13 protein-coding genes and 1 pseudogene are annotated in these 17,374 nt (G+C 55.3%); 4 read left to right on the forward strand and 10 right to left on the reverse strand.

Going from position 1 to position 17,374, the window contains the following annotated elements; all coding sequences use genetic code 11:
* Window positions 1-1,280: 1,280 nt before the first annotated feature.
* Window positions 1,281-2,285, forward strand: a pseudogene (locus tag F7R27_RS18980) (methyl-accepting chemotaxis protein); the annotation flags it as partial.
* A gap of 29 nt (window positions 2,286-2,314) precedes the next feature.
* Here F7R27_RS18980 and F7R27_RS01725 read toward each other — a convergent pair.
* Window positions 2,315-3,265, reverse strand: coding sequence for a leucine-rich repeat domain-containing protein (locus F7R27_RS01725; RefSeq protein ID WP_151702489.1), 951 nt, complete (start codon window positions 3,263-3,265; stop codon window positions 2,315-2,317).
* A 282-nt stretch (window positions 3,266-3,547) separates the two neighbouring features.
* Between F7R27_RS01725 and F7R27_RS01730 the strand changes: the two genes are divergently transcribed.
* On the forward strand, window positions 3,548-4,438 hold the full coding sequence (locus tag F7R27_RS01730) for a D-hexose-6-phosphate mutarotase (protein WP_168927394.1): 891 nt from the start codon (window positions 3,548-3,550) through the stop codon (window positions 4,436-4,438).
* Window positions 4,439-4,584: 146 nt separating this feature from the next.
* Window positions 4,585-5,085, forward strand: coding sequence for a GNAT family N-acetyltransferase (locus F7R27_RS01735; RefSeq protein ID WP_168927395.1), 501 nt, complete (start codon window positions 4,585-4,587; stop codon window positions 5,083-5,085).
* A 133-nt stretch (window positions 5,086-5,218) separates the two neighbouring features.
* Here F7R27_RS01735 and F7R27_RS01740 read toward each other — a convergent pair whose 3' ends face one another.
* From F7R27_RS01740 to F7R27_RS01780, 9 genes are all read right to left on the reverse strand, one after another.
* On the reverse strand, window positions 5,219-6,937 hold the full coding sequence (locus tag F7R27_RS01740; protein WP_151702492.1) for a complex I subunit 5 family protein: 1,719 nt from the start codon (window positions 6,935-6,937) through the stop codon (window positions 5,219-5,221).
* Window positions 6,934-8,424, reverse strand: a complete 1,491-nt coding sequence (locus F7R27_RS01745) for a monovalent cation/H+ antiporter subunit D family protein (protein ID WP_206060341.1) — start codon at window positions 8,422-8,424, stop codon at window positions 6,934-6,936. Before F7R27_RS01745 ends, F7R27_RS01740 begins: the two co-directional genes overlap by 4 nt.
* Entirely contained in the window at window positions 8,421-9,968 is a 1,548-nt protein-coding gene (locus F7R27_RS01750; protein WP_151702493.1) for a complex I subunit 5 family protein, read from the reverse strand. The genes F7R27_RS01745 and F7R27_RS01750 overlap by 4 nt, the downstream gene beginning before the upstream one ends.
* On the reverse strand, window positions 9,965-10,270 hold the full coding sequence (locus tag F7R27_RS01755; RefSeq protein WP_151702494.1) for a sodium:proton antiporter: 306 nt from the start codon (window positions 10,268-10,270) through the stop codon (window positions 9,965-9,967). The genes F7R27_RS01750 and F7R27_RS01755 overlap by 4 nt, the downstream gene beginning before the upstream one ends.
* A complete protein-coding gene (locus tag F7R27_RS01760) occupies window positions 10,267-11,211 on the reverse strand; it encodes a hydrogenase subunit MbhD domain-containing protein (protein WP_168927396.1) in 945 nt (314 codons plus the stop codon). Before F7R27_RS01760 ends, F7R27_RS01755 begins: the two co-directional genes overlap by 4 nt.
* Window positions 11,212-11,213: 2 nt before the next feature.
* Window positions 11,214-11,567, reverse strand: a complete 354-nt coding sequence (locus F7R27_RS01765) for a cation:proton antiporter (RefSeq protein ID WP_151702496.1) — start codon at window positions 11,565-11,567, stop codon at window positions 11,214-11,216.
* Window positions 11,551-11,847: an MrpF/PhaF family protein gene (locus F7R27_RS01770; protein ID WP_151702497.1), complete on the reverse strand. Its 297-nt coding sequence runs from the start codon at window positions 11,845-11,847 to the stop codon at window positions 11,551-11,553. Before F7R27_RS01770 ends, F7R27_RS01765 begins: the two co-directional genes overlap by 17 nt.
* Window positions 11,844-12,350 (reverse strand): Na+/H+ antiporter subunit E, encoded by a 507-nt coding sequence (locus F7R27_RS01775; RefSeq protein WP_168927397.1) that lies wholly within the window; start codon window positions 12,348-12,350, stop codon window positions 11,844-11,846. The genes F7R27_RS01770 and F7R27_RS01775 overlap by 4 nt, the downstream gene beginning before the upstream one ends.
* 221 nt (window positions 12,351-12,571) lie before the next feature.
* Window positions 12,572-15,250, reverse strand: coding sequence for a nitrate reductase (locus F7R27_RS01780; RefSeq protein ID WP_338088387.1), 2,679 nt, complete (start codon window positions 15,248-15,250; stop codon window positions 12,572-12,574).
* Window positions 15,251-15,708: 458 nt separating this feature from the next.
* Between F7R27_RS01780 and F7R27_RS01785 the strand changes: the two genes are divergently transcribed.
* Window positions 15,709-17,022 carry a nitrate regulatory protein gene (locus F7R27_RS01785; RefSeq protein ID WP_151702499.1) on the forward strand — a complete coding sequence of 438 codons (1,314 nt, stop codon included), beginning with the start codon at window positions 15,709-15,711 and terminating at the stop codon, window positions 17,020-17,022.
* Window positions 17,023-17,374 lie beyond the last annotated feature (352 nt).

Below are 17,374 nucleotides of genomic sequence, written 5' to 3' on the forward strand. Positions count from 1 at the left end.
ATGACCCCGGCCTCATGAGGCGGCTCTTGAGGCGGAGATCGCTGATAAGGAGAGTATAGTATACAGACATTGAGGGTGGGGAATCATCCGTTGGAGCTGTTCTCTTTCGTTTGTGGCAAGGTTGGCCATCCCTGGCCGGTCGAATAACAGTCCCTGTCCGGGATGCTGCTGTGTCAGCAGGTCAGAAGTGCCACTCCAGTTGCAGAGTCGGTGCGCTGGTGTTGACGCCGGGCTTGCCATGGTTGCCGAATTTGTTACGCCTGTATTCATAACCGACTCCAGTTCACAGGGGGGGCTTGTTGATAAAAAATGAAGGTTTTGCGACAGATAATGCTAATTATTGAATACAAAAAAATTATAAATTGTTTGAAAATACAAAAAATTGTCATCACAATGTAATGTGTTTGAATTTACAGTAATGTACTGAATTTTAAAAATATATATCAATAATAGCTTGCCTTTTATGACATTTTTTTAAGAAATTTCAGGCGAATCATAATGCATGAAATGCTTTTTTTGACTTAATACTCAGGTTTGATTTTTATATATTGTGTACATAAACTTTGTTTCCGTAGACAATGTCTGCTTACCAGGCTCCTTACAGGAGCTAGCCTCATACTAAGAATAAAAATCAGTGGAGCTGTTCTATGAATCGTCTGTCCATTCGGGCCAAGTTTCTTGTGCTGGTTGTATCCATCTCCGCCATATTCATCGCCTCTCTGTTCGTTATAAAAGGCACGAACACGCGTATTGCCGACAATTTTGATCGTTTCTATCAGGACAACTTTTCCGTCTCCCTGCAGGTGGAGCGGTTGAAGGAGGCGCAGGTGGATATCATGGTTGATGTGCGTGGGCTGCAGATTGCGTACCTGCTGAATCTGGATAATCAGATACCCGGTTACCTCAGTAATATGCAACGGAACTATGAGGAAACGCCGTCTATGCTGGAGAATCTGAGCAGTGGTTTCAGGGATGATCCTGCTATATATGATCGACTGGTTCATTTGGTTAACGAATATCAGAGTCGCACTCGGGCATTTGTGCAGGCAATGAATGATGCACCCGACAATCGTGCACCTTTCCCGATTTTCTCAGCTTTCAGTGAGTCCTATAGCCAGCTCAGTGATTATTTTGACTTACTGAAAACCAGTACGGACCAGGCTGCGATTCAATCTCAGCGCGAAGCGGAAAGTGCGATCAACATGGCCAACCGCGTGTTCTACCTCTCACTGCTTATTGCCATTCTGGCGGCGCTGGTGCTGAGTTTCTTTATTTCACGCGACATCATCAATGGCATTGCGCGTGTACGTGAGTTGGCCGCTCAGTTGGCCAAGGGAAATCTGATGGTGCGTGCCGATGTGACAGGCAGTGATGAGGTGGCCGTGCTCGGGCGTTCGCTGAACGACACCATGGAGCACCTGGGTAAGATTATTCGCGATATTGCCCGTTCGGCAGATATCGTCGGTCATAACAGTGAGCGGGTGCTTAAAGCTAACAGTGCCGTACAGAGAATGTCGACCGAGATCACCGACAACACGCATCAGGTGGTTACTGCCATTGAGGAGATGTCGGCCACCAGTAAGAACATTGCGGAAAATACTACTGAAACGGCCAGGGCGTCCGGTGAAATGGAGCGCATGGTGAACCAAGGCATGCAGGCATCTGCTTCCACCATGGCTACGGTGCAGCAGATGGTGGAAAGCCTGCAGAAAACCTCGGGTGTGGTCGGTAAGCTCCAGGAGGAGCTGGCCAGTATCGAGAAGATTCTGGATGTGATCCGGGGTATCTCCGAGCAGACCAATCTGCTGGCGCTGAATGCCGCCATTGAAGCAGCGCGGGCAGGTGAGCAGGGAAGAGGCTTTGCCGTGGTTGCTGATGAAGTACGCACCCTTGCTCAGCGCTCACAGGGATCGGTGGATGAGATCGAGTCGCTCCTGACCCATCTGCGCAGTATCGGCCAGAATGCGGTGGCCCGCATGAGTGATTCTTCTGATATGGCCGGTACGACCAGTGAACAGATAGAGGAAAACAACGCCATGCTGGCAGCTATACTGGATGCAGTGGAGCAGGTTAACGGACAGGCGCAGCAGATCGCTACAGCAGCCGAGGAGCAGAGTGCAGTGGCGGTGGATATCAGCCAGAACATGCATGCTGTACAGGCGCTGACCCAGCAGTCGGCTGAAACCGCGATCCAGACCAGTGAGTTCAGTGAAGAGATGCACCAGGTCAGCCGTCAGGTATTGGCACAGCTGTCCTTTTTCAAGGTGAGTACACGTGCAGAGTGAGGTTGCCTCTGAGCTGATGCACTCTGGGATTATCTGTTGGCCGCTGCGTCTGCTATTGCTTTAAACCTGGCGACATGGCGCTTGATACGATCGGCATCGCACAGGGTGCATAACCAGGACTTACCTTTGCCGGTCAGCATCACCATGGATTTGTCACCGCAGCCTTTGCAGGCTGTCCATTCCACCCGTTCACCTAAAGGCTCGAACAGATCGCAGAGGGTATGTGGCATGCTGCCTGCCAGAGTAGCTACCTCCTCCATCTTGAACTGGTTGGACAGTATCAGATGCTTCAGTTTATGCAGCTGGAGGATTGGTTTCAGCGATTCATTGTTCACGGTGGTGGTTGTCAACGATAGTCGTTCAAGATTGTGTAGACCTTCGAGTGGCTTCAGCGTTTTGATCTTGATCGACTTGATGCTGTTGCTGTCTCCGGCGATCGAGAGGGCTTTAAGTTGTGTCATCCCTTCCAGAAAACCGAGATCAGAGGAAGCGCGGATATTCTCTATCTCCAGATTTTCCAGCAGTGGCAGATCACGTAATGCCTCAAGCGGCTCTGCAGACGGTGATGCACCCAGATGCAGATGGCGAAGCTGTTGGAGCTGGCTGATAGGCTGCAGGGATTTTATCCCGCTCCACTTGATATACAGGCTTTCCAGCCCCGGCATTCTGCAGGCGGCCTCAAACAGGTGTTGAGGTACACGCGAGTGAAACCAGAGTATTTTCACCTGTGTCAGTGTTGGCAGGTACTCGCACCATGATTCAACTAACCGCTTCTGAGCGGTTGCTGACAGCTCTGTCTGGGTACAGACAAGAGATAATCTGTCGCCACCCTTATACTCTTCGGGATTTTGAATCGAGGCTGGAGGAAAGTCGCGAGCAGGACGATGAAACCAGTAGCTATCCCAGGGTTCTACTACCTCACTGCGCTGTGCCTGCGCATCCTTCAGATTTTGCATGATCTCTTCAATCGATGGTTCCATGGTAACTTTCTGCTTCCCGGGGCTTTTTCAATCGTGCTCTGTGCAGCCATTTTGGCTGGCACGGACGGTGTTATGTCAGCTTAGCCCTCCAGTGTACTAGAAGTAAGCTGCGGAGGCGGGACTCTTTTGCGTGGAGTTTGGGTATGGGATTTGAAAAAACGCGAATGCCAGGTGTTCCAATAGATAGTCAGTTGATTTAAAGAAAGCGATGTTTGATCATCGTTGACTGCATTGATGCTGGAGCTCAGTGAAACCTCATTCATACCGCTATCGGAGACTGTAATGCCGTCAACCGTTATACCCCTCCCGGATTTTGCGATACTGGAGAGTAATTCTCAGGGGCGTGAGTTTTTGTGCATTCGCCATCCGTCAGTGAGTGCTCGTATCTCTCTGACGGGCGCTCACCTTGTCAGTTGCCAGCCAACTGGTCAGGCAGATCTGCTCTGGTTCAGTCCTGAAGATGAGGAGTTACCGGACACTGCTCTGCGTGGTGGCATACCCATCTGCTGGCCCTGGTTTGGTAATGACCGACCTGATGCGCCAGCGCATGGTATTGCCCGCACGGCCCGCTGGGAGCTGAGAAGTGTTGAGCAGCGCTCTGACCATGTCCGGATCATTATGGTGTTGCCAGAAGAAATTATCGCTAGAGTACTGCCGGATGAGTCATGGGCTGTGCAGGTGACTTTTGAGTTGTGCCAGGAGCTTAAGGTATCCCTGACCAGTTGCAATACCGGGACCATCGCTCAGCCCTTGAGCCAGGCGCTGCACACCTATCTGCCGGTTCTGGATATAGACAGGGTTGAGCTATCGGGCCTGATGGGTGTGCGTTTTTTTGACAAGCTGACCGGTGAGGATCAATCGGGTAAGGATGAAGCCCTGAAGGCTGATGGTGAACTGGATCGTATCTATCATGGTTACACTGGTCCGGTAACGCTTTACTGCCCAGGAATGCCTGATCGGATCATCACACGTGAAGGCTCATCATCTCTGGTGGTATGGAATCCTGGCCACGAAAAGTCAAAGACCCTCAGTCAGTTTCCTGCAGATGGTTACCGCCGCATGATCTGTGTGGAAGCAGCGAATGCCGGACAGGATAAACGGCTATTGGCGCCGGGGGAGGTGCATACTTTGGCAACAAGGCTCAGGCGTGAGAAAGCGCTTCACGATGTCTGATCAGGATTCCACATGAATTTTTCTCAATAAGAATCCCCTTATGTATCTTGGTGGATTCTTCCGGCTGCAGTATTATCTGTGTTCTGCTAAAGGGAGATTCAATCAGGACTCTCACGGTTATGGATAATCAATCAAGGATGACACGCATGGACTGTACAATCCGCTACGCCCAACCTCAGGATCTTAATCAGATACGTACTCTGATTACAGAGTCAACCCGTGCGCTGCAGCGCGAGCACTACTCTCTGAGTCAGATCAACAACGGTCTGGAATTGATTCAGGGCATTGATCAATTGGTGAAAGATGGCACGTTAGCCGTCGCTCTGCTGGATGACCTGATCATTGGCAGCGGTGGCTGGACGCAACAACTGGCCGACTCACCATGGGAAGCTGAGCTGCGAGCCTTCTTCGTATCTCCTGCTTTTTCCGGAATGGGGGTGGCATCAAGCCTGCTGCGCTACTGTGAGGATGCCTGCCGAGCCATGGGAGTCTGCCACCTGACTCTGGCATCCACCCTGACCGGTGAAGCTTTCTATCTGCGTAATGGTTTTGAGTCACTTGGACCCAATACCAGATTGCTTGAAAGTGGTGAGCTCTTCAAGCTGATCATGATGCGGAAAAGCCTTGCGGAAAGGGCTGCCTCCTGACAAATGACAACAACTTGATTGACATGATACTCCATATTTCGGCCTGATCAGGTTTTGGTGAGCATGGCTTCCTGGATGGGCTGAACTGATAGGGCAGCCTGTCAGAACTGGCACCTGGGATAGCAGTCTATGCTCAGACAAAATAGGTGCCAAGCAACAATAAACTGAGTAACAGTGTCAGCAGGCTGAAGTAGGTGGCAATCAGGCTGCGGTTTTCCAACTGGTTTTCCAGATAGATGATCAGCTGGTCAGCAAAGCCAGCCCGCTGCTCTTTGACCGGCTCATGCAGACCGGCAGTGGCTCGCTGGAATTTGCTGAAAAAAATCGGTACCTGCCGCAGTAGTGCCTCAATTGGCTGTATCAGGTCACCCGGCGGGATGGGTAGAGTGCGCCAATGGCGCCGCGCAATTTCAGCCAGCAGTAATCCAGCCATAACTGGCCATAGCATGCTCAGCCATGCAGTGGGATCTGCAGAGGGGTAAACAGGCGCTATGGCCTGTGGCATCCAGTAAACTGCTGTCAGACTGGCCAGCAGGGTCAGGAGCCAGCTCAGCAGCATGCTCTGAGGCAGTGGCGATAGATCATGGGTACTCTTGGCGGAGAGGTTCTGTGACAGTAACCAGAGGTAGCGTAACATCAGAAGCGATGTGGCAACCGCGCTGAGTGTGATGGCAGGCAGTAGCCAACCGGGCAGAAGATCATCATACAGCATCGCTTTCAGTGACAATTTGGCATGACTGCCACTACTGAGCAGGCCGACCAGTGACAGTGCAGGTACGCAGATAGCGGTTGCCAGAACCAGCAGGGGGAGCCTGGAGTCATACTGAGTGATACCGACAGCCAGGAACAGCGTGCCCTTGGTCAGTGCGTGGTGCATTGCGAACAGTGCCAGCACCGGTACCAGACCCGTCCAGATCTCGGGCTGGATGAAGGCCGCACCCAGAGCGGTGGTGAGCAGTCCCATCTGACTGATACTGGAGTAAGCCAGCACCGTTTTTGACTTGTGCTGCTGCACACCGATCAATGCGGCGGCAAAGGCCGCTAACAGACCGATGACGCAGATGCTGATGCCCCAGTGCGGCAGACTGACCATCCCTGCCGGCAGCAGGAAGATCCAGCCGAGCAGGCCAGCCTTGATCATGGCGCCGCTGAGCACAGCGCTGGCTGGTATCGGTGCCACCGGATGAGCCAGAGGTAGCCACATGTGGAGCAGTGGCAGCCCGGCTTTGACGCCAAAACCGGCAAACAGGCAACTGATGATCAGCGGCTGATAGGTTGAGGTGGCATTGGCACGGGCAAAGTCCTCCAGCAGCAGTGAACCTGGAACCAGCAGTTGTGCGGCGCTGAGCAGCAGCCCGGCCAGAATCAAGGCTTCGCCCAGAACAGCCATGATCAGGTAGACGCGGCCCGCGCGCAAGGCCTCTTCCGAGCGAGTGTGAATCACCAGGCCATATCCGGCAAAGGTCATCAGTGCGAAGAAGAGGTAAAAGCTGACGACATCAGCGGAGATAATCAGACCGAGATTACCGCTTAGTGTCAGCAGCCAGAGCAGGTGGAAACTCTTTTCACGGACATCTCCCGCCATATAGCCTTGTGCATAGATGGCACATCCCCCCCACAGAAGTGCAGTGAAGCACAGAAATACACGGCGAATATCATTCAGAAGCCAGTCGCTGCCGAGCAGCAGCCAGGGCAGTTCGAGGTGCAGCTCAGCGCCGCTCAAAGCTATCGCAAGTGCCGGTAGTACTGCCAGTGGTGTCAATCTGCAGGCTGTTTCACGCCAGCGCGGCAGGCACCAGATCAGGATCAGCAGGAGTGGCGTCAGTGGGATCAGCAGCAGGCTATGGTTCATGGCAGATACTCCCGCAGGGTGATCAGTTCCGCCCAACCGACTGGGCTGATTTGCAATCCGGCAAAGAGTCCTGCGGCTATGCTGAGCAGAGCAGTGGCCAGTGCCGGAAACAGTAGCAGCGGGGCGGTATCACGATAACGGGTGATCATCTCGTGGGGCCAGCTGTCAGGCACTGGCTTGAACCAGATGCGATAGAGCAGAGGCAGAAAGTAGGCTGCATTGAGCAGACTGCTGGCCACCAGTACGGCCACAACCCAGTCCATGCCAGCCAGCAGCGCGCCAGTGCCGAGATACCATTTACTGATGAAACCGGCTACCGGGGGCAGACCGATCATGCCGAATGCACCGACAGTGAAAGCGGCACTGGTCAGAGGCATGCGTGTGCCGACACCATCGAGCTCGTTAATCTTGTGTATCCCGAGAGTTTCGGCATAGTTCCCGGCGCAGAAGAAGAGTGTGACCTTCATCAATCCCTGGTGCAGCAGGTGCACCAGCCCCCCAATGGTACCGAGTGGCCCGAACAGTGTGATGCCAAGGATGATATAGGAGACCTGGCTGACGGTGGAGTAGGCCAGCCGCCGTTTGATATCCGTCTGTTGCAACGCGCGCAGCGAGCCATAGAGGATGGTGATCGAGGCAACGATGGCCAGAGGGGTGAGCAGCCCCTGTTGCCAGGAGTAGTCGATGCCATATACATCATAGACTACCCGAACTATGCCGAAGGCACCGGCTTTGACGACAGCCACAGCATGCAACAGGGCACTGACCGGCGCTGGTGCAACCATCGCAATAGGCAGCCAGCCATGCAGAGGGACCAGTGCTGCCTTTACCCCCAGACCGAGGATCAGCAGCGCAAAGACCAGGTGCAGCAGGGGGTGCAGATCCGGGGCCATCTCAGCGACCCGCTGCAGATCGCCGAACTCGATATCGCCGGCGAGCGCATAGATGGCGACGATGCCGATCAAAAGTACTGCACCACCACTGAGAGTATAAGCCAGATAGATCCGCCCGGCTCGCAGTGACTCCGGTGTGCCGCGATGCACGATCAGTGGGTAAGTGGATAGCGTCAGGAGTTCATAGAAGATGAAAAAGGTGAACAGATTGCCCGCCAGAGAGATCCCCATGGTACTGGCCACGCAGAGACTGAAGAAGCCGAAAAAGCGACTGCGGTTGGGGGAACCCTCCAGATAGCCGATCGCATAGAGGGTCGTAAACAGCCAGAGCATGGAGGAGAGCCCGGCGAACAGCATTGCCAGAGCATCGGCACGCAGAATCATCGAAAGCCCCGGCAGGACCTCCAGTCGCAACTCCGGTCGAAAGCCAGCCACGACATACTGTATCAGCAGAAGGATCAGAGCGATCTTGAGTACAGCAGCTCCCAGATTTACGAGGCTGCGCAGGCGATGCTCCTGCTCCGGCAGCATAAAGATCACCATGGCTGCAAGGAAAGAGGTCATCAGTACAATCAGTGGCAGCAGATTCATCATGGCTGTTGCTCCGAAGTGCCATGAAGCGTTTCGTATGTCGGGGTCTGGAGCAGCTCAAGTGACTGTTCAAGAGACCCTTCAGGCAGCACAGCGAGCGGCAGAATATCAGGCAGTGTCAGCAGGTGCAGCGGCCAGGTGGCGATAAAGCCCAGGAGTATGCTGGCAGCGGACAGGGCCAGCGCACAGATCTCGAGCCCAACTCCCGGACGGTGGAAGGTGTCGCTATTTTCAGCCTCTTTAAATGAGTAGTGAAACACTCTGAATACATAGGCGGCAGAGAGCAGGCCACCGAGCAGCATGACCGGAATCCACCACCATTGTGCGCTTGCCAGAGCACTCTGCAGCAGCAACCATTTGGCACTGAAGCCGCCGCTGGGTGGCAGCCCCATCAGGCTCACACCGGCCAGGCCAAAACCGAAGATACTCAGCGGGCGATACTGGCTGGTACCGGCCAGGGCACTCAACTCCGGACGACCGGTACAGAGGATCAGATTACCGGCGGCCAGGAACATGCCGGCTTTGGCCAATGCATGGGACAGCACCATCAGCACACCACCCTGCAGGGCCAGGGTGGACGCCTCTGCATTATCTGCTCGCAGCAGTGGAAACATCAGCATGATATAGCCGATCTGGGCGACGGTGGAGTAAGCGACCACTCGCTTCAGCAGCGTCTGGCGGAGGGCCATCCAGCCACCCCAGGCGATGGCCAGTGCACCCATCCAGCCCAGCAGTTGTGAGGCATCCGGAGCCAGTTCATGAATGCGCAGCTCTATCCACAGGCGTAGCAGAATATACAGGGATGCCTTGATTACCAGCGCCGACAAGAGGGCGCTGACGGGTGTCATGGCTCCGCCGTGTGCCGGAGGGAGCCAGGTGTGCAGTGGGAAGAGCGCACTTTTCAGCAGCAGTCCCATTGCCATGGCAGCCAGGGCAATGCTGCTCGCGACACCCGGTTGCATCTGCTGTGACAGATCAGACAGAGACAGCGTGCCATGAGCACCATAGAGCAGTGCCACACCCAGCAGATAGGCGAGCGAACCGAGCAGCGCCGCGAGCAGATACCGGATTGCCGCGACCAGAGCCTCCTTGCTGCCGGAAAAGGCGACCAGCCCGACAGCAGCCAGACTCAATAACTCCAACCCGACATACAGGTTGAATATATCAGCGGCCAGCCAGATGCCGTTCAACGCGGCCCACATGAACCAGAAAAGAGGCCAGAAGTGCGCCCGCAGAGGGCCGGGAGTCAGGTACAGGGCTGCATACAGGGCAGCGATGCCCGCAACCACCGATGTCATCAGCACAAAGAGCACTGCCAGGCCATCAGCACGCAATGCGATGCCCAGCGGCGCCTCCCAGCTTCCCAGCGGGTGCGTGATGGGGCCTTGCTGCAGCAGGAGCAGCAGCAGCGACAGAGAGGCCAGCAGTTGTATCAATACGGCGGCAAAGGAGACCAGCAGACGTGAGCGCTCAGACAACAGCATGCAGATCACGGCCGCTGCCAGTGGGGTGATCATCAGCAGTGGGATGGGAGCATTGAGCATCATCGGCGATCGTCCTCCGGCAGCTCAGTGGACCCACTGAGTTGCAGCCAGCGGCGGATCAGATAAAGTGCCAGAGCAGTGGCCGAAACCGCCACAACTATTCCTGTCAGGACCAGCGCCTGAGGTACAGGGTCCGTATGACCGCTGCGCTGTGCCATCCCTACCAGCAACAGAAAGACACCGCTACCCATGATATTGAATGCCAGCAGTTTGCGGATCAGATGGGTGTGCAGCATGAAGCCGAACAGACCAATGGCACAGAGGCCTATACCGGCGAGACTGAAGATCACGGCACTGCTGCTCATTTCGGCCGCTCCTGTTCCGGTAAGGCAAAGTGTGGCAGCGTGAACAGGCTCAGCAGGATCAGCCCTATCGACAGGGTCAGTGCCAGTTCGATAATCAGAATCAATATTCCAGCCAGATGATCGGGGTAGGTCAGTAATGGCTGGCCATCAATCAGAGCGCTGGCGGCCACCAGCAGGAACACGCTGAACCCCAGCAGCAGCCCGGCACGCATCAATCGCTCGCTGGTGCGCAGGGTCAGGCGAAAGCCCGACAGGTGCAGCAGTATGCCGGTTGCGGCCAGTACAGCACCGGCCTGAAAGGCACCGCCGGGCTGTTTCGATCCCGCCCAGAGCAGATAGCTGCTGACCATCAGCATCAGGGGTACCAGCAGTGCCAGGCAGGCCTGCAGCAGGGGATTGGGGAGTTTGGGCAACGACAGCTGTGCCGAGTCTTTGTCTGCCAGTGTCAGTCCGACAAGAATAGCGACTACCAGCACGCCAATTTCGAGCAAGGTGTCATAGCTGCGGAAGTTGAGCAATACAGCCGTGATTGGGTGATCGACACCACTGTTGGGTAATGCTCTGGCAACCTGCTCAGCCAGCATGGTGGGAGTTGCAGGGGTGTCCAGCAGAGCCCATAGCAGCAGGCCAGCCAGACTGAGGCTGCTGATCAAAGCAACCCAGAAACGACTGCTCTTGAGTCTTATGGGGCTGGACTCCTGATCAGCGCGATGGTGCAGGTGACCCAGTGTATCCAGCAGCAGTACGCCGGTGATGCCGGCACCGATAGCCGCTTCTGCCAGTGCTATATCCGGTGCATCCAGCCTGATCCATACCAGTGCCAGCATCAGTCCGAGAAGAATGAAAAACACCACGCCACGAAACAGCGGCAGTGCCGTCAGCGTCAGCAGCGCAAATACCCAGAGTGAACTGAGCAACAGCAGATCGAGTAATACCGACATGCTCATCTCTCCCGCTCAGCGCTGTCTTGAGCGGCATTGCCGGATGAGGGCAGGTCGCCAGAGGCGGCATCCATACCCTGAGCATCACCCTCCCAGGCGACCAGATGTCCGCTCAGTGCGCTGGCCAGCATCACCAGAAGCCAGATCAGCAGAAGTTTGAACACCAGCAATACAGAGCCGGCACTGAGCATCAGCCCGGCAATGATCAGCCCCAGGCCCAGATTATCTGCCTTGGTCAGGGCATGTATACGACAATAGGTGTCAGGAAAACGCAGCAGGCCCAGTGTTCCGGCAGCGAACATCACGACACCCGACAGCAGCAGGGCGGCCTGCAGCAGATCAATCAGAAGGCTCATGTTCAGCCTCTCGTGCCTGATGGCGTGCATTACTCCAGACTCTGCTGACAAATGCGACTGTTGCCAGAGCCGCGAGAAGCGACAGCACCAGTGCGGCATCGCGTGCTGCTGACTGCGACTGCAGCTCAGCCAGCAGCAGAAGAATTGCGACGCCGGTGGTGCCGAACAGCTGTGCCGACAGAATCCGGTCGGCAGAGCGGGGCCCTCGCCAGACACGGATAAGTCCAACCAACAGCGTGATCAGCAGCAGGATAATGCACAGGATGTACAGGTTACTCATGAGTTGCTTGTCCTCAGGCCATAAAGTGTCTGAATTCTGTGTTCCAGCGCTTTGGCATCGTCCTGCGGGTTGTTTGAGGTATCCAGACAATGCAGTCGAATGGAGGAGTCTGACTGTCGATTGACGCTGAGCGTTCCGGGCATCAGGCTGATGGTGATCATGAACAGCCACAGGGGTTGCCCTTCGGGCAGGTCTATTTGCAGATCAAGCATACCGGGTTGCAATGGCAGCGAGGGGCTCAAGGTACGCTGCAGAATATCCAGTCCGGCGATAACGGAGACAGTGATAAAGTAGAGGCAGAAGTGTGGCAGCGCCAGCAGTCGGAGCCTGTAGCGTCCGGGTGGTGCCAGTTTCAGACTGACCCAGCCTACCAGCAAGGCTGTTGGAATGCCTATCCATACACTGCCAATGAGATCGTTGCTCAATATCCACCATACCAGCAGTGCCAGCAAGAAACGCTGCAGGGCTGGCACTGCCTTGTCGTGCCAGTGACGTGACTCCATCTGTCTGATTTCCTGATGTACATTACCCATAGACTTATAGCCTAAGGTAAAGACACTGGCTTCTCAAGCAGTTACGGACTCTTCTGATCAAGCTGTGCGTGGCGGCTCTTCAGCACGGTTGATAGACTCAGCTTATGCTTCAGATCTTCATTGAGGCTCCTGTCATCTCGCAACAGGCCGGTGCTGAGCCCACGATAGCTTTACATGGCGGTGACCGGTTGTTATTCCTCTTCCAGCAGCACCTTCAACTCCGGTATGCAGGAGCCGCAGTTAGTGCCACAGCCAAGTTGTCTGCCCAGTCGCTGAGTGCTCCTGCAGCCTTGAGTGATCGCTTTGCGGATGGCTGTTTCCGTCACCTGAAAGCAGCTGCAGATCACGGCGCCGACAGGTTGAGCGTCGCTGGCTGAGGCGCGCAGCAGTTGTCTGCGCATGTCGGGCGTGACCGGGCCGGCAAACTGCTGGTCCAGCCAGGCTGTATCCGGCAGGCGGTTATCAGGCCCTATCAACAGCACCCATTGCAGTTTTCCGTCCTGGATATGACAGCCGCGGAACAGCACCTGTTCTGGATCTTCCATCCAGATATCCGGTGCCTGTCCGAGGTGCTGGTGACACCAGCCGTTCCAGTCGTCTGCCTTTGTTCGGTCGGCCAGCAGGTAGCTGGTTGAGTGCTCAAGCGGGACTTTTACCCAGTAATCTGACGGAGGCTGATAGTCGGGTGACAGCATAGCGCTTGTCGATGTGCTGGGTGTCAACGCAGAGGGCGGCTGACGTATCAGCAGACGACCCTGCCAGGTGTTGGGCAGGAGGCTGATCGCAACTGCTCCCTGCTTGGATTCAGGTTGCCCGGATACAGGGTCACAGGCCGATTGAATCAATGAATCGCAGCAGCCGGCGGAGGCGAACTGGTCATTCCAGTGTATCGGCACAAACAGCTCACCGCTGCGCTGACTCCTGCTCAGCCTGACTCGTGCCAGCATCTTGCCGATTGGGTTGTGAAGCAGGGCAATATCCCCTTCCATCAGACTCAACTGCTGCGCATCTTCCGGGTGTATCTCAACGAAGGGTTCCGGACGGTGCTGCAGCAGGCGTGCGCTGCGCCCTGTTCGTGTCATGGTGTGCCATTGGTCACGGATTCGCCCGGTATTCAGCACAAAGGGATAATCACTGCTTGTCTGCTGTTCCGGCTTGCGCGGCACCACCGGGATAAAGCGTGCGCGCCCGGAAGGGGTAAAGAAGCGTCGATTACTGAAGAGCCTGGCGGTGCCGGCAGGTGCATGACGCGTAACGGGCCACTGCAGGGGCTGCAGGGCATCAAACGCCTCCTCACTGATACTGCTCAGGGCGCTGATATCGAAGCAGCGACTGCCGTTGTTGTCCAGTCCTGAAAGAGTCGCATGTTCGCGAAAGATCTCGACCGGGTGCTGGTAGAAAAACTGATCGGCAAAGCCCAGTCGCTTTGCTACATCGCAGATGATCTGCCAGTCGTGACGCGCCTCACCTGGGGGTGGTACCAGGCTGCGCTGTCGCGATATGCGCCGCTCGGAGTTGGTCACGGTACCGCTTTTTTCTGACCAGGTGGTGGCTGGCAGTGCGATATCGGCCAGTGTCAGGGTGTCGGTTGCGGCCATGCTTTCGGACACGATCACCAGTTCACAGCCAGCCAGAGCCTTGCGGATACGATTTACATCCGGCAGGCTTACCGCCGGATTGGTTGCCATGATCCAGACCGCCTTGATCTCCCCGGTTTCGATGGCACGAAACAGATCGATCGCCTTATAACCCTCCTGCCGACTGATGTTCGGAGCCTGCCAGAACTTGCCGACCCGATCGATCATTTGCGGGTTGCTGAAATCGATATGGGCGGCCAGTTGATTAGACAGGCCACCGACCTCACGCCCACCCATGGCGTTAGGTTGGCCGGTAAGTGAGAAGGGGGTACTGCCCGGTTTGCCGATACGCCCGGTGGCGAGATGACAGTTGATGATCGCGTTGACCTTATCAGTGCCACTGCTGGACTGGTTGATCCCCTGAGAGAAGAGGGTGACGGTCTTGTCATGCGCCGTAAACCAGTCAAAGAAGCGTGTCAGATCGTCCACTGCCAGATCGCAGTAGTCGGCGGTGGCAGACAGATCCAGTGCCAGGCTCAAGGCCGCAACGATGGTTTCACTGAACTGTTCGGTATGCTGGCTGATAAACGCATGATCGAGTCGATCCTCATTCACCAGATGCAGCAGCAGGGCGTTGAACAAGACAGCATCAGATCCCGGCTTTAACTGCAGGTGAAGATCGGCCAGATCGCAGGTGGCGGTTCTGCGCGGATCGATGACCACCACTTTCAGTGCGGGATTGCGAGTCTTGGCGGCTTGCATGCGCTGAAACAGAATCGGGTGGTTCCAGGCCGCATTGGAGCCGACCAGTATCAGCAGGTCGGCAAGTTCAAGGTCAGCATAGCAGCCGGGAACCGCATCAGCTCCGAAGGCACGCTTATGACCGGCCACGGTGGAGGCCATGCAGAGTCTGGAGTTGGTATCGACATGGCTGCTGCCGATGAACCCCTTCAGGAGTTTATTGGCGACATAATAGTCCTCTGTCAGCAGTTGGCCCGAGAGGTACATGGCGACGCTGCCGGGGCCATGCTCATCAATGATGCTTTGCAGGCGTGAGGCGGTTTCATCCAGCGCCTTATCCCAACTGACCTGCTGACCGTCAACGATCGGATGCAGCAGACGGTTGTGATGGCCGGTTGTTTCACCCAGTGCACTGCCCTTGACACAGAGTTTGCCATAGTTGGCCGGGTGAGCCTGATCACCGGAGACTGCGATCAGTTGCTGGCCGGTGACAGCCGCCTTGACGCCACAGCCGACACCGCAATAGGGACAGGTGGTGAGTTCATTCATCATGGTCACATCCAAAAAAAAACGCCCACACCCGCTGCTGCCATCAACAGAGAGTGTGGGCGCCATTGCCCATGGGGATTTCCCCCTGACACAGTTAAAACATTCGTCATTTTTCTTGCACTGAATAAAGCAACATCAGTGCCACTAATTAATTGTTGATATAAATCAATTAATTACCTATTGAGTGGGGCAGTTTTTATAAAGCATGTGCACGTATCTGGTGCGTTTGCACCGCTTTGTGCCCATCAGAGTGAAGAGACGTTGTTCGCTTATTCCAATCAGCTATTCTTTTCTGTCTGACCATAACTGGAACAACTATTGCTTATCTTTATCTGAGGCGATGAAGTGTTGGTGTGCCGTGACAGGCATTTCATGCCAGGTGTATTCGATGCGCTGTACAGCGCCTCGCCGTAATAAACCAAATACAGGTGGTGTTGTGACCTGCCTGGCTGGAGCCGTAGATGAGATCCGCAGAACGCTTTTTACTGGCAGCCAAACGCTGTGAAATCGTCAGCCTGGAACAGTTGGCCCTTACCTGTGAACTGGTCAGTGTGGTCAGTGAGCTGGTTCATCAGCTACAGCGGGAGCGAGGTGTGTCGAATGTGTTTCTGGTCTCAGACGGGCTGCGCTTCAGCGACAGACGGTTACTGCAGATAAAGGATACAGATGCTGCAGTGCTGGTGGTACGTCAGCATTTTGAGCGTCTGGATTGCGATACGGCAAACTTCTCGTGCGGTGGCGTCAGACTCTTCAACCGTATTGCCTGGGTGCTGCATGGGCTGGATCTGCTGCAGGACTTGAGGCAGCAGACTGCTGCATTCAAGGTGTCTCCTGATGATGCAACCACGGCGTTCAGTCGGCTGATCGGTGGGTTGCTGGCGGTGGTGTTTGAGGCCGCGGATACCGCAGCTGACCCTGTTGTGACGCGGTTGCTCGTCGCGATGTTCAACTTCATGCAGGGCAAAGAGCTGGCTGGGCAGGAGCGTGCCTGTCTGGCTTCCGGTTTTGCCTCTGGTTATCTGAGTCTGGATCAGCAGCATCGTCTGCAGCATCTGATTGAGTCTCAGGCGCGCTGTTTTGACATTTTCACCGAGTTTGCACCTGCTCCCATCCTGCAGGACTGGCATCAGCTTTGCCACGATGATGTCAGTCAGGAGATAGCAAGGTTGCGTCAGGTAGCGACTCGTTCCACCGCACAATCCCCTGTGCCGTCCGGTGTCAGTGAGCTGTGGTTTGAGCTGGCCTCTAACCGGATCGATGCAATGAAAGGGATAGATGATCAACTGGCTCAGGCGCTGCGCCATCTGTGCACCGACAAGATCGAGGCGGCCCGCAAAGATCTGCAAGAACATCAGCAGAGTCTGGACGGCCTGACCAGGGGACAGGATCAGATGCTGTCACCGGGTACGCTGATGCTGGCACCAACAGGTGCGGGGCTTGAGAGTCTTGCGGCAGGCCTTGAGTCCTTCTCTGCAGATGGGATGAGTCCGGCGCTCGGGCGTTCGGTATTTGATCTGGTGCAGGCGCAGGCGCAGCGTCTGCAGGCTATTGGTGATGAGTTGAACGAGGCACGCCGGGCGTTGCATGAGCGCAAGCTGATCGAGAGAGCCAAGGGGTTGCTGATGGAGCATCAGGGATTAAGTGAAGAGCAGGCGTATCGACTGATGCGGCAGACTGCCATGCAGCAAAGCCGTCGCCTGGCGGATGTAGCTGAAACGCTGCTTAATCTGACGGACCTGTTGCAAAGCAAATCCTATGCGACAAAGGCAGAGTAACAATACACATTATGCACCTTTGTTGGGCGTGGATGCTCTTTTGCTGCACTGCAGCAGTGCGTATTCGCTGGAAATAATATCCCTTTCCATTATGCCAAATCCTACGCATTACAAGCGAATAAAGCAGGATTTCAGTAGTTGGCACGCTTAGTGCTTTATTCACATCAGTGATCGAGTCAGTGTTGGCCCGATAAGCGTAACAAGAGACTTGTAACAAGAAAGATATTGGACAACGGCGTCCATCTCGGGCCTGCAGAGTGCAGGCAACCGCAGATGACGCCGTTTTTTTTGTCCTGATTCTTAGCTCTGATTATAAGCCCTGATTATCAGCCCCGATTCTTTGCGACGACTT

The organism is Nitrincola alkalilacustris (genome assembly GCF_008973755.1).
In the GTDB taxonomy this organism is placed as follows: Bacteria; Pseudomonadota; Gammaproteobacteria; order Pseudomonadales; family Balneatricaceae; genus Nitrincola; species Nitrincola alkalilacustris.

Bases quoted from the DNA above. Each gene is read 5' to 3' on its own strand.
- F7R27_RS01750 (WP_151702493.1), bottom strand. From the start codon at position 9,968: ATGATGCTCAATGCTCCCATCCCACTGCTGATGATCACCCCACTGGCA.
- F7R27_RS01785 (WP_151702499.1), top strand. From the start codon at position 15,709: ATGAGATCCGCAGAACGCTTTTTACTGGCAGCCAAACGCTGTGAAATC.
- F7R27_RS01755 (WP_151702494.1), bottom strand. From the start codon at position 10,270: ATGAGCAGCAGTGCCGTGATCTTCAGTCTCGCCGGTATAGGCCTCTGT.
- F7R27_RS01740 (WP_151702492.1), bottom strand. From the start codon at position 6,937: ATGAACCATAGCCTGCTGCTGATCCCACTGACGCCACTCCTGCTGATC.
- F7R27_RS01735 (WP_168927395.1), top strand. From the start codon at position 4,585: ATGGACTGTACAATCCGCTACGCCCAACCTCAGGATCTTAATCAGATA.
- F7R27_RS01780 (WP_338088387.1), bottom strand. From the start codon at position 15,250: ATGATGAATGAACTCACCACCTGTCCCTATTGCGGTGTCGGCTGTGGC.
- F7R27_RS01765 (WP_151702496.1), bottom strand. From the start codon at position 11,567: ATGAGCCTTCTGATTGATCTGCTGCAGGCCGCCCTGCTGCTGTCGGGT.
- F7R27_RS01745 (WP_206060341.1), bottom strand. From the start codon at position 8,424: ATGATGAATCTGCTGCCACTGATTGTACTGATGACCTCTTTCCTTGCA.
- F7R27_RS01725 (WP_151702489.1), bottom strand. From the start codon at position 3,265: ATGGAACCATCGATTGAAGAGATCATGCAAAATCTGAAGGATGCGCAG.
- F7R27_RS01760 (WP_168927396.1), bottom strand. From the start codon at position 11,211: ATGTCGGTATTACTCGATCTGCTGTTGCTCAGTTCACTCTGGGTATTT.
- F7R27_RS01730 (WP_168927394.1), top strand. From the start codon at position 3,548: ATGCCGTCAACCGTTATACCCCTCCCGGATTTTGCGATACTGGAGAGT.
- F7R27_RS01775 (WP_168927397.1), bottom strand. From the start codon at position 12,350: ATGGAGTCACGTCACTGGCACGACAAGGCAGTGCCAGCCCTGCAGCGT.
- F7R27_RS01770 (WP_151702497.1), bottom strand. From the start codon at position 11,847: ATGAGTAACCTGTACATCCTGTGCATTATCCTGCTGCTGATCACGCTG.